Origin of the sequence: Haloarcula litorea (assembly GCF_029338195.1) — an archaeon.
Lineage (GTDB): Archaea > Halobacteriota > Halobacteria > Halobacteriales > Haloarculaceae > Haloarcula > Haloarcula litorea.
The window spans coordinates 500,818-513,276 of sequence record NZ_CP119779.1 but is presented as its reverse complement, the minus strand read 5'-3'; the positions used below and the strand labels follow the sequence as shown (position 1 = coordinate 513,276).

Here is a 12,459-nt window from a genome sequence, read left to right as displayed (position 1 = left end):
TAACGTGAGACACGATCGGGCGAGCGCCTGCCGTCGAGCGGTGTGCACGTTTATATCTACTGACTATCAGGGGTCTGTATGGACGAGAAACGGCTCGTCGTCGCCCTGTTCGGACTCGCAGTCGCGGCGGTGCTCGGCGCGCTGGCCTTCCAGTTCGTCGCGCCGCTGACGGTGTCCGTGTTCCTCTACTACTCGACGCGGCGGTACTACAAGTTCCTCCGGCGGCTCCGGTTGCCCGCCCGGGCGCGCGCCGTCGTCGTGATGGCCTCGCTCGCGCTCCCCCTGCTCCTGCTGGTGAGTTACGCGCTGGTGTTGCTGGTCGTCGAGGCCCAGCAGTTCGTCGAACAGTACGCCCTCATCGACGTGGCGTCGGCCCACGTCGACTGGCTGGGCGACGTCGAGACGATGCCGGACCTCACCTTCCAGGGACTGTACGAGGCGTACCAGACCGGACAGCTGTCGCCGGTCGTGGAGTTCGTGGGCGACCACGCGTCGCTGCTGACGACGCTGGTCTCGAACTTCTTCCTGAACCTCTTCATCACCACCATCGTCACGTACTACCTCCTGCTGGACGGGCACCGCATCCGGGAGTGGCTGCTCCGGTTCGACGACGACGCCGTCCTCCGGACGTACCTGGAGGCCGCAGACGAGGAACTGGAGGCCGTGCTGTTCGGGAACCTCCTCAACGTCCTCGCGATCACGCTCATCGCCATCGCGGCCTTCAGCGGCTACAACGCGCTCGTCCCGGCCCCTGCGCGGGTGCCGTATCCGGCGCTGGCGGGCGCGCTGACCGGGATCGCCAGCCTGATCCCCGTCGTCGGGATGAAGGTCGTCTACGTCCCGCTGACCGGGATCGCGGCGCTGCCGGCCCTGCTGGGCGGCGACACCTCGACGCTGGCGTACGTGCTGGGCTTTCTCCTGGTCGCCGTCGTCGTCGTCGACACGATCCCGGACCTCCTCCTGCGGCCCATCCTCAGCGGCGAGGAGACCCACGTCGGCTTGCTGATGCTCGCGTACACGCTCGGCCCGGTCGTGCTGGGCTTCTACGGGCTCTTTTTCGCGCCGATCCTGCTGGTCGTCGGGCTGACCTTCGCGACCACGGCGCTGCCGCGGCTCCTGGGCGCTGACGAGCCGGAGGGGCTCCACCAGGACCAGTTGCGACTCGACGACTTCCGGTAGCTCGGCCGCCGGATGGTGGTGGACAGCTCTCATATCTGGGGCGTCCGAACCCTCGGTATGCAGTCTCCCCAGCCGCTCGCCGACAGCATCCCCCAGGCGTACGTCCAGCTCGCCGAAGACGGCGCGCAGTTCCTCGTGGCCGCGGCGGTCGTCTACGCCGTCGGTCGACTGCTCGTGGTACCGGCCGTCAGGTGGGCGCTGGGACGGGCCGAGGTGAACCCGACGCTCCTGAGCGCCGTCTCGAGCGCGAGTCACCTCGGGGTCGTCGTGTTCGCTCTCGCCGTCGGCGCGGGGATCTCGGGGTTCACCGGGGCGCTCGCGGGCTCGACGCTGGTCGCCGCCGGGCTGACGGTCGCGGTCGGGCTGGCGGCCCAGGACGTGCTGGGGAACTTCGTCGCCGGGGCGTTCATCGTCACCGACTCCGACCTCAACGTCGGCGACACCATCGTCTGGGACGACCGGACGGGGACGATCGTCGACATCGACCTGCGGGTCACGCGGGTCCGGACGGCGAACAACGACCGCATCGTCGTCCCGAACACGGACCTGGCCACCAGCGCGGTCGTGAACCAGACGGCGACCGATCCGGTCGGGATCGAACACCAGTTCGCGGTCGACCCGGGCGCGGACCTCGACGAGGTCGCCGGCCTCGTCAGGAACGTCGCTCGCGATCTGGACCACGTCGCCGCGAAACCGCGTCCGTCGGTCGAGGTCACGGACCTGACCGCGGGATCGGTGGTGCTGACCGCGCGGATCTGGCTCCCGATCGAGCGCAAGAACCGCCAGCCCACGGTCCGGTCGGCGTTCGTCAGGGGCGTTCACGACGCCTGTCTCGCCGAGGGGATCGACCTCACGGCGGCGCCGGAGACGGAGCTCTCGGGCGAGGTGACGATCCGGGAGCCAGCCGACTAGTCCCCGCCCGTCAGCCCCTCCAGCAGGTGGATCGCGCCGTGCTTGTCCAGCGGGTCGTTGGCGTTCCCGCAGTGGGGCGACTGCACGCAGGCCGGACAGCCGTCGGCACAGCCACAGGAGCGCAGCATCGACAGCGTCGTCTCCAGCAGCGCGGCCACGTCGCCGTAGCCCGCCCTCGTCAGGCCGACGCCGCCGGGGTAGCCGTCGTAGACGAAGATCGTCGGCGCGTCGGTGTGGGGGTGTCGCGGCGTCGAGAGGCCGCCGATGTCGCCCCGGTCACAGAGGTACTCGAAGGGGAACATCGAGATCATCGCGTGTTCGGCGGCGTGGATAGCACCGGGGAAGTCCCCGGCGTCCGCGCCCTCGCGGGCGACGCCGCCGTCCGCGACCGCGTCCCCGGCGTCGGCCCCCTCGTAGGCCGCACCGCGGATCTCCGACTCCAGATCCTCCGGGACGGTGTAGTACAGCGCCTTTGTCTCCAGCGTGGTCTCGGGGAGGTCCAGCGGCCGCCGGCCGACCACCTCGCCCGAGGAGCCGTCCCGGCGCTCGTAGCCGGTGATCTGCTTGCGCATCGTCACCGACGCGAACCGGACCGGAACGTCCTCGCGGGCCGGGAGGGTCCGCTCGTCGAGGTCCGTCTCGACGGTGATTGTCTTGTCGTGCAGGACGCGGGTGTAGTAGTCCGCCCACGTCCGGTCGAGTTCGGCGACGCCGGTCGCGAGGTCCAGATCTGTCACCTCGTACCGGCGGCCCTGGTGGTGGTAGATCGCGCCCGGGTGGGCGTCCCGCAGCGCGTCTTCGAAGGGCAGGGTCGCCACCACGTCCCCGTCGGCGACCAGTTTCACCTCCCGGTCGTCGACGGTCCGCAGGCTCATCTCGTGTTGCGGGCTGCCGTTGGTGAGCCAGCGCACCCCCTGGTCGGTCGACCGGCGTTCCAGCCGGCCGGCCGATTCGAGGTCGGCCACCACGTCCGGGAACGTCGGCCCGAAGTGACGGTCGTCGTCGGGCGAGAGCCAGTTCTCGCTGGCGGCCGCGCGGACGTGGTCGGGCAACAGCTGCTCGTTCTCGGGGTTGGTGACGGCCCGTTCGGCGGACTCCTCGAACAGCGTGGCCGGGTTCTGCAGTACGTACTGGTCCAGCTGGTCCTCGCCGCCGACCAGGACGACGAGCGCCGGATCGGTGCCCCGGCCGGCCCGCCCCGACTGCTGGAAGGTCCGCATCCGCGTTCCGGGGTAGCCGTCCAGCAGGACGGCGTCGAGGCCGCCCACGTCGACGCCCAGTTCCAGCGCGCTGGTCGACCAGACGCCCCGCAGGTCCCCCGACTGCAGCCGCCCTTCGAGGTCCCGACGCTTCTCGTCGGTGAGCGCGGCCTGGTACGCGCCGACGCCGTTCGCGAGGTCGTACTCGCCGCGGTCCCGCAGGGCGTCGGCGCTCTCCTCGGCGTAGCGCTCGGCGGTCTGTCTGGACCCGGCGAACACCAGCGTCTGGAACCCCCGTTCGACGAGGTCGACGAACAGCCGTTTCGTCTCGACGTGACTGGACCGTCGGCGGCCGCTGCCCCACCCTTCTCCACCATCGTACTCCGGCGGGTTCCACAGCAGCCAGTGGCGCGGCCCGCTGGCGCTGGCGTCGGTGTCCACGAGCTCGAACGACCCCTCGGGCTGGCCGGTGACGCCGGCGGCGTGCTCGACGGGGTTGCCGATGGTCGCCGAACAGCAGACCCACTCGGGGTCGCTGTCGAACCGCTCGGCGAGCCGCCGGAGGCGTCGCAACACCAGCGAGACGTGGCTGCCGAACACGCCGCGGTAGCCGTGGACCTCGTCGACGACGACCGTCTCCAGCCGCTCGAAGAACCAGTCCCAGAGCCGGTGGGCGTGGGGCAGGATGCCGTAGTGGAGCATGTCCGGCGTCGTCAGCAGGACGGTTGGCTGGCGCTCCCGGATCGTTTCCTTCTCGGATTTCGACTGTCGGCCGGTGTACTGGGCGACGGAGACGCCGGAGGCGAAGCCCAGTCCCCGTGCCAGGTCCGAGAGCGTCTCCGTCTGGTCGTTGATGAGCGCGACCTGCGGGGCGACGTAGAGCGTGGTCGCACGCCGGTCCAGGGCCCGCTCGAACGCGGGCACCGTGTACGCGAGGCTCTTGCCGCTGGCGGTCTCGGTCGCCAGCACGGCGTTGCGCCCCTCGCGGACCGCCTCGATCGCGGCGGTCTGATGGGCGTAGAGTTCCGTGATCCCCTCGTCTGCCAGCACGCCGGCGACCCGGTCGTGGACGGCGCAGTCGGCGGTGCGGGCCGTCCGCCCCGGGACCGTTCGCTGGTCGACGATCTGCCCCTCGTAGTAGGGTCGATCCCGGAGCCACGCGATGGTCTCGTCCACGGACGCGCTAGGGAGACCGGGGGTATCGGTCTTGCCCTTCCGTCGGGTGGCCGTCGACGAGCGCCGGTCCGCGGCACAGCGCTCGCCAGCCGCTGTGGCGAACGCCGCCCGCGATTTTAAACGCGATGCCGCCGTACTCGACACCGAGCGCCCGTGACGACCGACCACTCGTTCGCGATCCCGGTCCACCCCCGGCGGCGCTACCCCTACGACGAGGGCGTGGCCTACGAGGGCGGCACCGAGTTCGAACTCCGGCCCGACCCCGGGGCGTCGACCGCGGCGCTGGCCGAGACGGTCGGTGCCATCCTCGCCGACGGACCCTACCGGTTCGGCGACTTCCACGACCTGCCGATGCCGCTGTGGCTGGTCCGCGACGAGGAGACGGCCGACGTGTTCCGGGTCGCGATCCGCGACGGGACCGTCCGGCTCCACGTCCTGCCCACGACGGAACCCGACGGACTGCGGCGCTTCTTCGACCGTCTGGACCGGGAGCGAGAGGGGATCGACTGGTCGGTCGACCGCCACGTCGAGGAGGCCTGAGTCCGTGACAGCGCCCGCGACCGTCTTCGTCTACGGGACGCTGACCGACCCCGGCACGGCCGACCGGCTCCTCCCGTCGGTCGACTACCGGGGACGGGCGACCCTCGTCGGCCTGCACCGCGTCGACGGCGACTACCCGACGCTCGCGCCCGGCGGTGAGGTAGCTGGTCGGCTCCTGCGGACGACGGCACTCGACGCGCTCGACGCCTACGAGGGGGTCGACCGCGGGCTGTACGTCCGCGTGTCGATCCCCGTCGCCGACGCCGACGGCGAGACCGTCGAGTGCTACGTCGGCGACCCCGACGCCCTCGGCGCGCCCGCCGATTGGCCGGGCGACGGCCCGTTCGCCGACCGCGTCCGGGCGCACTGTCGCGATGCGGGCGTCGTTGTCGAGCCCCGCGAGTGAGCCCCAGCCCCCAAAACCGTCTTGCCCGGCTGTCCCCACTCTCCCCGTATGACGGTCTCCCGCGAGGTCGAACTGGAGGGGCACATCATCGACTCGGGGATGATGCAGACCTGCTTCGGCATCATTATGGACCTGGACGGCTCGTTCACCGTCGAGGCGTTCGACATCGGCCGACGGAAGGAGGACACCTCCTACGCCCGGCTGCTGGTCGAGGCCGACGACCCCGAGCAGCTCCAGTCCATCGTCCACGAACTCCACCAGAATGGGGCCAACCCCGCCGACCCGAAGGACGCGACGCTGGAGCCCGCGCCCGCCGACCAGGTGGTCCCCCACGGCTTCTACTCGACGACGAACCACCCGACGTACATCCGTCACGACGGCGAGTGGCTCCCCGTCGAGCGGATGGAGATGGACTGTGCGGTCGTCGTGGAGGACGGCGACGACCCCCGCGCCCACACCAAGGTCCTCAACGCCGTCGAGGCGGGCGACCTGGTCGTCACCGGCGACACCGGCATCAGGGTCGAACCGCCGGAACGACCCCGCGACGCCGGCGGGGCCTTCGGGTTTATGCAGGGCGGGGTCTCCTCGGAACGGCCCTCGGAGTCGACCATCCGGAAGGTCGCCACCGCCATCGAGGAGACGAAGCGGGCGGGCGGGACGGTACTGGCGGTCTGTGGCCCGGCGCTGATCCACTCGGGGGCCCGCGAGGACCTCGCGAGACTGGTCCGGGAGGGCTACGTCGACATGCTCTCGGCGGGCAACGGCTTCGCCGTCCACGACATCGAGCGGGACCTCTACGGGACGTCGCTCGGGGTGGACACCGAAACCCTGGACCACGCCCGCCACGGCCACAAACACCACATCTACGCCATCAGCGAGGTGATCCGCGAGGGCGGTATCGAGGCCGCCGTCGAGTCCGGCACCATCGAGTCCGGCGTGATGTACGAGTGCGTCGAGAACGACCGCCCGTACGTGCTGGCCGGGTCGATCCGCGACGACGGCCCCTTGCCCGACACGATCACGGACGCCGTCGAGGCACAGGACGCCATCCGCGAGCAGGCCCACGAGGCAGACATGGTGTTGATGCTGTCGACGCTGCTGCACTCCGTGGCGGTCGGGAACTGCCTCCCGTCGACGACGCGGGTCGTCTGTGTCGACATCAACCCCTCGACGGTCACGCAACTGCTCGACCGGGGGAGCGCACAGGCCGTGGGGATGGTCACGGACATCGGGACCTTCGTCCCGATCCTGGCGGACCAGCTACTGGGCGACGGGGACTGAGCGGCCCCGGCGAACCGCGGCAAGACTTAGGTCCCCTCCTGCGAAAGTCGGTCTGTGTACCGCCGCGCCCTCCTCGCGGCCCTGCCGGCCACGCTGGCCGGCTGCGGGCTCGCGCCCTCCGGTCCGACCACGGAATCGTACCCGTCCTCGCCGCCGAACGTCCTGCTGGGATACGACTGGCGGGACGGCGGCTCGACCTGCGAGGTCCGCTTCGAGCGCGGGAACCGCGTGACGACCGAGAACACCGGCGCACTGCTCGTGGGGTCGGTCGACGCCGACGGCCGGACGGTCTGGGTCGGCGGGGAGGGCGACGCCGCCGCCGAGTTCCCGCTCTCGCCGGGCGACAGCCTGACACACGCGCTCGGCTTGGGGACCGGGGTCCGGGTCGTCTGGCAAGCTCCGTCGGGCGATCGGAGCGTCTTGCTGGGCCGCTCCGAGCGGCCGACGCCGGCGACGGGGGCGGACGGATGAACAGACGGCGCTTCCTCGGTGCCATCGCCGGAGCGGTCGGCGTCGGCGGCGGCTACGCCGGCCTCCGGGTGGGCGATCTCCGCCCGTACGACCCCGAGCCGCCGTCGGGCGAGACGCCGCGCGAGCGGATCGTCGCCGCCGCTCGACACCGTTACGCCGCCGACCACCGCGCGGTGACGCGGGTCGAGATCACGCGGGACTCCGCGGGTGAGGCGGGGTACGACGCCGCCCGCGCTCGGGAACTGCACGAGCACTCCCGTCGCCGCCACACCCACGTCTACACGACGACGCGGACGCCCCCCGGACAGGTGCCACACCCGTTCAACGGCATCCTCGGGCTGTTCCACTGGAACACCGTCGATGCCGACGAGGTGCCCCGGAGCTCCGTCGTCCACCTGACCGACGGGGCCGTCGTCGCGAGCTGGGACGCACCGACGACCGCCGTCGGCGAGCGCCCGCGGCTCGGGGACGACGCCACCGCACAGCAGGTCACCGACTACCGCGCCGGGATGCTCGGCGAGTTCGTCCGGCCCCACCGGGCCGAGTGGACGCGGGTCGCCGACGGTCGCTACGAGGTCACCGCGCTCGACGCCTACGCCCAGGTCCCGACGCTGCCCTCGCCCGTCGAGTCCCTGGGGGAGGGCTGTCGGTTCGCCGTCTCCCTCGACGAGCGGGGCCGGCTCGCGAGCGTCACCGACGAGCGGGTCGTGACGTACGCGCCCGCCGAGCACACGGCGGTCGACGCGGACGAGCGGACCGTCGGCTACCGGATCCGGACCGCGTTCGACCGGTACGGGACCGCGAGCGCGCCGCGGCCACGCGGCGACGCCGAGACGACGACCCGGGCACGCCTCGGCGCGCTCCTCCAGGACCTCGAACGATACTGACCGGCTCGGGTACCCGGCCGTCAGTCGTCGGCGGGCACGGCGTCTGCCAGCGTCGCCGGATCGACCGGTTCGTGGCGGACGACCGGTTCGAACCACTCCAGGGGGAGCCGGTCGCCCGAGGTGATCCCGCGGGCCTCGCCGTCGGCGAGTTCCCGGTCGACGAACCGGCGAGCCACCAGCGCGAGCCGGCCGTTCCCCTCGTCGATCGCGTCCTGTGCCTCCGCCAGCAGCAGCGCCGCCGTGAACACGTCGAAGACGAAGTGCGCCAGCCGCTTGGCCGACAGCTGCGCGTAGTCGCGGTCCGCGGTCGCCAGCGTCGCCAGCGCGCTCCCCAGTTCGCTCTCGGCCTCGCGGGCGGCGGCGACGGCGTCGGCCAGCGCCGGGTGGTCGACCGAGCCGAGGCGGTCGTCGATCGCGGCCAGCAGCGGCTCGTGGGCGTCCTCCCGATCCAGCGCCCGCAACACGTCCAGCGAGAGGACGTTCTCGGTCCCCTCCCAGATCGGCAGCACCTGCGCGTCTCGCAGCAGCCGGTTCGTCACGAAGTCGTCGACGTAGCCGTTGCCGCCCAGGACCTCCATCGCGTAGGAGGTCGTGTCGACGGCCATCCGGCCGGTCCGGAGCTTCGCGATGGGGACGAGCAGGCGCATGAGTCGGTACTCGTCGTCGGCCGACTCGCCGGCGCGCTGGGCGCGCTCGCGTTCGGAGAGCAGCCGCGCGGCCTCGAAGGTGAACGCCGTCGCCGCCTCGTGGTCGACGGTCATGTCCACGAGGTCGGCCCGCATCAGCGGGTACCGGTCGACGGTGTCGCCGAACGCCTCGCGGTCGGCGGCGTGGACCGTCGCCTCCAGCAGCGCCCGCCCGATGATCCCGCAGGCCGCGGCGGCGTTGGCGAGCCGTTCGAGGTTCAGCATCTCCGCCATCTGCTTGAACCCGTCCTCGGGCTCGCCGACGAGGGACGCCTCCGCGCCGCGGAACTCCACCTCGCCGGTGGGGACGGAGACGGTCCCGAGCTTGTCCTTCAGCCGGCGGTACAGCTGGTCGTTCAGCTCGCCGTCGCGGGTGGTGTGGGGGACCAGGAACAGCGACAGTCCCTCGGTCCCGTCGGGGGCGTCGGGCCGGCGGGCCAGCGCCAGCGTCCCCTCGGCGTCGAGGTTCGAGCAGAACCACTTCTCGCCGGTCAGCCGGTAGCAGTCGGCGTCGTCGTCGTACTCGGCGGTGGTCTCCGTCGCGCCGACGTCGCTGCCGCCCTGGCGCTCCGTGAGGAACATCGCGCCCTCGACGAGGTCGTCGTGGTCCCGGGCGGTCAGGCCGTCGTAGTAGTCGGCGAGCGTCCCGTCGTCGAACTTCTCCAGGACCAGCGCCGCGCCGGCGGTCATCGCCACCGGACAGGCCAGTCCCGGATCGCTGTAGGACAGCAGCGAGAGCATCCCCAGAAAGTGCGACAGCGGCAGCGGCTCGTCCCGGTCGGGCGGCGCGCGGAAGGCGTCGGCGACGATGCCGGACTCGTAGGTCAGCCGCTCGCTCTCGCGGTGTTCCGCCGGGTAGTTCACCCGGTTGGCGACGTCGCCGTACCGGTCGTACGTGTCGAGTGTCAGCCCGACGCTGTCGACGTGGTCGGCGTTGTCCGCGAGCGTCGTCGCCGCGAGTTCGCCAAAGTCCGCGAGCCGCGACTCGGCCCACGCGAACTCGTCGTCGGCGAGGACGCGCCGGAGTTCGCGCCGCAGCGTCGGGTCGAGGTGCCAGTAGTTCCCGCCGCGCCCCTCCTCGTGGGCCGCGTGGTCGATGGCGGTGTCCATACCCGACCTACCGCGTGTGGCCCCTTAACGTGTGACAGTCTCAACAGGTGGCCCGTTGGTCGGCGTTTCAGACCCCTTCGAGGTCCGCCCGGTAGTCGTCGATGCGGTCGTCGGCCGCGTCGAGGGCCTCGGCCACGTCCGCGCCGTCGCCCGACCGCACCTCGTCGATGGCGGACTGGATGCGTGCCAGTCGGCCGTGGTCCGGGCCTCGATCGGCGGTCGCGAGCCGGTCGAGCTGGTCGGCGAGCTCGCCCAGCCGCTCGGCGGCGGCGTCGCTGTCGGTCTCGTCGGCTGCCGATTCGAGGTGATCGCTGGCGTCCGCGAGTTCGTCCCGTGCCATACGCGACGGTTCACCGGAGCGTAACTAAACGGTTGCGTCGGCGGTCCGGGCGTCGCGCCGCGGTTGCCCCGACCTGTGGGCCGTCCGGCGGTCCGCTCATCCGGGACAGCCGCCCCGGAACGCGCTGTCCCGGGCATCCTCGGGGACGGTCACCCGGACGGGCGCGCCGTACTCGCCGAACCGCGTCGTCAGCCTGACCGTCGCCGTCTCGTCGTTCCCGGAGACGGTGACGACGAACCGCGACCGGACCGGCCGGTTCGTCTCGGCGTCGACCCAGAGGTGGAGGCGAGTGCGGTCGACGCTCGGCCCGCCGAACAGCGAGCCGCTGCTGGCTCCCTCGCGGTACTCCTGGAGCGCGTCCTTCGACGGCTCGCCCGAGATGTGGACGGTCTCGCGGCCGTCGACCGTCTCCGTCCCGTTGAAGTAGAGGTCGCCGGTCGACAGCAGCGCCAGCTGTCGGCCCAGCGGCGAGACGCGGGTCCAGTCGCCCTCTGTCGTGAGGTTCTCCTTCCCCCAGAACGCGCCCGGCGTCGCACACTCCGTGTAGGCCGTGTCACCGACGACGTAGGTCGCGGTCTCGCGGCCGTCGACGGTCATGTTCGTGACGAGGCGGCGGCTGGTGACGTTCGCCGCACCCTGTCCGGAGCCGCTGAGGCGGGTGTCGCCGTCCCCGGTCGTCGCGGTGAACGACAGGCGGTAGCGGTACGATTCCACGGTCTCGGCGCGCTCCTCGGTGGCGTTCAGCCGGTCGACGGCCCGCTGTTCGCGGACCGGGTCGCTCCCGAGGACCGAACAGCCGGCCAGGACGAGCGCCAGCGCGAGCGCTGCGTGGAGGGCGAGGCGGCGCATCGGTCGCCCCTTCTTCCGTCGCCGGAAAGAATCTTGTGCCCCCATCCGGAGCGCGTGGACGCCCTCCGGACCGCGGGATCGGCGCGTCCCGGGCAACCGCTACGACGAGCCGTCTCGGCCGTCGGCGTGGGCGTAGACGAACGCGCGCAGGAGCTTCGCGGCCAGCGTCGCCGCCTGGCCGTCGTCGCGGTCGTTGACCTCCACGACGTCACAGCCGACGGCGTGGGGCGCGACGGTCCGGACCGCCTCGTGGATCGTCGTCGGGTCGAGGCCGAACGGCTCCGGGGTCCCGGTGCCCGGCGCGAACCCCGGGTCGGCGGCGTCGACGTCGACCGAGAGGTACGCCGGACCGTCGAGGTCGGGCGTCCAGTCGGCCACCTCTGCGGGCGGGACGACGGTCACGTCGGCCTCGCTCGCCCGGTCCCACTCGGCCTCGCTGCCGGTCCGTGCCCCCAACACGACCGCCCGGTCGACCACGTCGAGCGCGTGGCGAGTGACCGTCGCGTGCGAGAGGTCGTCGCCGGCGTAGGACGCTCTGAGGTCCAGATGTGCGTCCAGACAGACGAACACGTCGGGGTCGAGCGCCCGGACGGCGGCGACGGAGACGGTGTGTTCGCCGCCGACCAGCAGCGGGACGACCCCATCGCGGTCGAACTCGGCGACGGCGCTGCGAAGGAACTGGAGGTAGTCGGCGGTGTCGGCCGAGGGGCCGACGTCGCCGTGGTCGTACACCCCGAGGTCGGTGAAGTGACGGTCGGTGTGGTGGTCGTAGTCGTCGAACCCCTGTGCGAACTCGCGGACGCGGCGCGGGCCGAAGCGAGCGCCCGGACGGAAGGAGGTCGAGGCGTCCAGCGGCGCGCCCACGAGGGCGTAGTCGGCGGCCTCGCGGTCGGCGACCGCGCCGGGGAACGTCACGTCCGGGTGATCTTGCGCTGGTCCTCGTACTCCAGGTACTCGATCTCGTCGTCGGGGTTCAGCTCGACGTCGTCGGGCATCAGCATCGTGAACGTGTCGTAGGTCTCCAGGTCCATCACCTGGGCGTCGTCGCCGGAGACGGAGACGACCTGGCCCTGCTTCCGGTTGATGATCGGGACCCAGACCTTCGCGTCGACGGGCTGGGAGAGCGAGCGCTTCTTGCCGTCGAAGACGCCGCGGGCGTCGATGCGGGCCTTCGCGCTGCCGTGTTTGCCCGGCTTGGCCGTGCTGTAGGAGTCGATCTTGCACGGCGTGTCCTCGATCATCACGTAGCTGCCCTCGTCGAGCTCGCGAACTTCCGTCTGCTCTCTTGCCATACGGCCGGATTGCCCCCGTTCCGGTATAAACCGTTTGGAATGGCCACACGCGGTCGTTCGCGCCGCCGGACGCGTTCCCGGTCGCGGCCCGAGTGAGACAGACTTATCACCGGGAGATAGAAGCTAGTGGT

The 12,459-nt window shown here is 71.5% G+C and carries 13 protein-coding genes; 7 read left to right on the top strand and 6 right to left on the bottom strand.

The window, feature by feature from the left end; translation table 11 throughout:
- Nucleotides 1-78 precede the first annotated feature (78 nt).
- Nucleotides 79-1,179 (top strand): AI-2E family transporter, encoded by a 1,101-nt coding sequence (locus P0592_RS02780; protein ID WP_276272744.1) that lies wholly within the window; start codon nucleotides 79-81, stop codon nucleotides 1,177-1,179.
- Between the two features lie 57 nt (nucleotides 1,180-1,236).
- On the top strand, nucleotides 1,237-2,091 hold the full coding sequence (locus tag P0592_RS02775; RefSeq protein WP_276272743.1) for a mechanosensitive ion channel family protein: 855 nt from the start codon (nucleotides 1,237-1,239) through the stop codon (nucleotides 2,089-2,091).
- On the opposite strand, the gene P0592_RS02770 is transcribed toward P0592_RS02775, so the two are convergent.
- A complete protein-coding gene (locus P0592_RS02770; RefSeq protein WP_276272742.1) occupies nucleotides 2,088-4,466 on the bottom strand; it encodes a DEAD/DEAH box helicase in 2,379 nt (792 codons plus the stop codon). The genes P0592_RS02775 and P0592_RS02770 overlap by 4 nt on opposite strands.
- Nucleotides 4,467-4,619: 153 nt before the next feature.
- On the opposite strand from P0592_RS02770, the gene P0592_RS02765 reads away from it, so the two are divergent.
- The 5 genes from P0592_RS02765 to P0592_RS02745 are packed head-to-tail and all read left to right on the top strand — an operon-like array spanning nucleotide 4,620 to nucleotide 8,051.
- Entirely contained in the window at nucleotides 4,620-5,006 is a 387-nt protein-coding gene (locus P0592_RS02765; protein ID WP_276272741.1) for a hypothetical protein, read from the top strand.
- 4 nt (nucleotides 5,007-5,010) lie between these two features.
- On the top strand, nucleotides 5,011-5,412 hold the full coding sequence (locus P0592_RS02760) for a gamma-glutamylcyclotransferase family protein (protein WP_276272740.1): 402 nt from the start codon (nucleotides 5,011-5,013) through the stop codon (nucleotides 5,410-5,412).
- A gap of 48 nt (nucleotides 5,413-5,460) precedes the next feature.
- Complete coding sequence (locus tag P0592_RS02755; RefSeq protein ID WP_276272739.1) at nucleotides 5,461-6,693, top strand: ornithine cyclodeaminase, nickel-pincer nucleotide-dependent; 1,233 nt, start codon at nucleotides 5,461-5,463, stop codon at nucleotides 6,691-6,693.
- Between the two features lie 54 nt (nucleotides 6,694-6,747).
- On the top strand, nucleotides 6,748-7,164 hold the full coding sequence (locus tag P0592_RS02750) for a hypothetical protein (RefSeq protein WP_276272738.1): 417 nt from the start codon (nucleotides 6,748-6,750) through the stop codon (nucleotides 7,162-7,164).
- Nucleotides 7,161-8,051: a hypothetical protein gene (locus P0592_RS02745; protein ID WP_276272737.1), complete on the top strand. Its 891-nt coding sequence runs from the start codon at nucleotides 7,161-7,163 to the stop codon at nucleotides 8,049-8,051. Before P0592_RS02750 ends, P0592_RS02745 begins: the two co-directional genes overlap by 4 nt.
- 20 nt (nucleotides 8,052-8,071) lie before the next feature.
- Here the strand turns inward: P0592_RS02745 and P0592_RS02740 are convergent, their stop codons facing one another.
- The 5 genes from P0592_RS02740 to P0592_RS02720 form a co-directional block, all read right to left on the bottom strand.
- Nucleotides 8,072-9,847 (bottom strand): acyl-CoA dehydrogenase family protein, encoded by a 1,776-nt coding sequence (locus P0592_RS02740; RefSeq protein WP_276272736.1) that lies wholly within the window; start codon nucleotides 9,845-9,847, stop codon nucleotides 8,072-8,074.
- A gap of 67 nt (nucleotides 9,848-9,914) precedes the next feature.
- Nucleotides 9,915-10,187 (bottom strand): DUF7553 family protein, encoded by a 273-nt coding sequence (locus P0592_RS02735; protein ID WP_276272735.1) that lies wholly within the window; start codon nucleotides 10,185-10,187, stop codon nucleotides 9,915-9,917.
- 96 nt (nucleotides 10,188-10,283) lie between these two features.
- Nucleotides 10,284-11,036, bottom strand: coding sequence for a LolA-like protein (locus tag P0592_RS02730; RefSeq protein ID WP_276272734.1), 753 nt, complete (start codon nucleotides 11,034-11,036; stop codon nucleotides 10,284-10,286).
- Between the two features lie 99 nt (nucleotides 11,037-11,135).
- Nucleotides 11,136-11,951, bottom strand: coding sequence for an agmatinase (gene speB / locus P0592_RS02725; protein WP_276272733.1), 816 nt, complete (start codon nucleotides 11,949-11,951; stop codon nucleotides 11,136-11,138).
- Nucleotides 11,948-12,328, bottom strand: a complete 381-nt coding sequence (locus P0592_RS02720) for a translation initiation factor IF-5A (protein ID WP_276272732.1) — start codon at nucleotides 12,326-12,328, stop codon at nucleotides 11,948-11,950. The genes speB and P0592_RS02720 overlap by 4 nt, the downstream gene beginning before the upstream one ends.
- Between the last annotated feature and the right edge of the window lie 131 nt (nucleotides 12,329-12,459).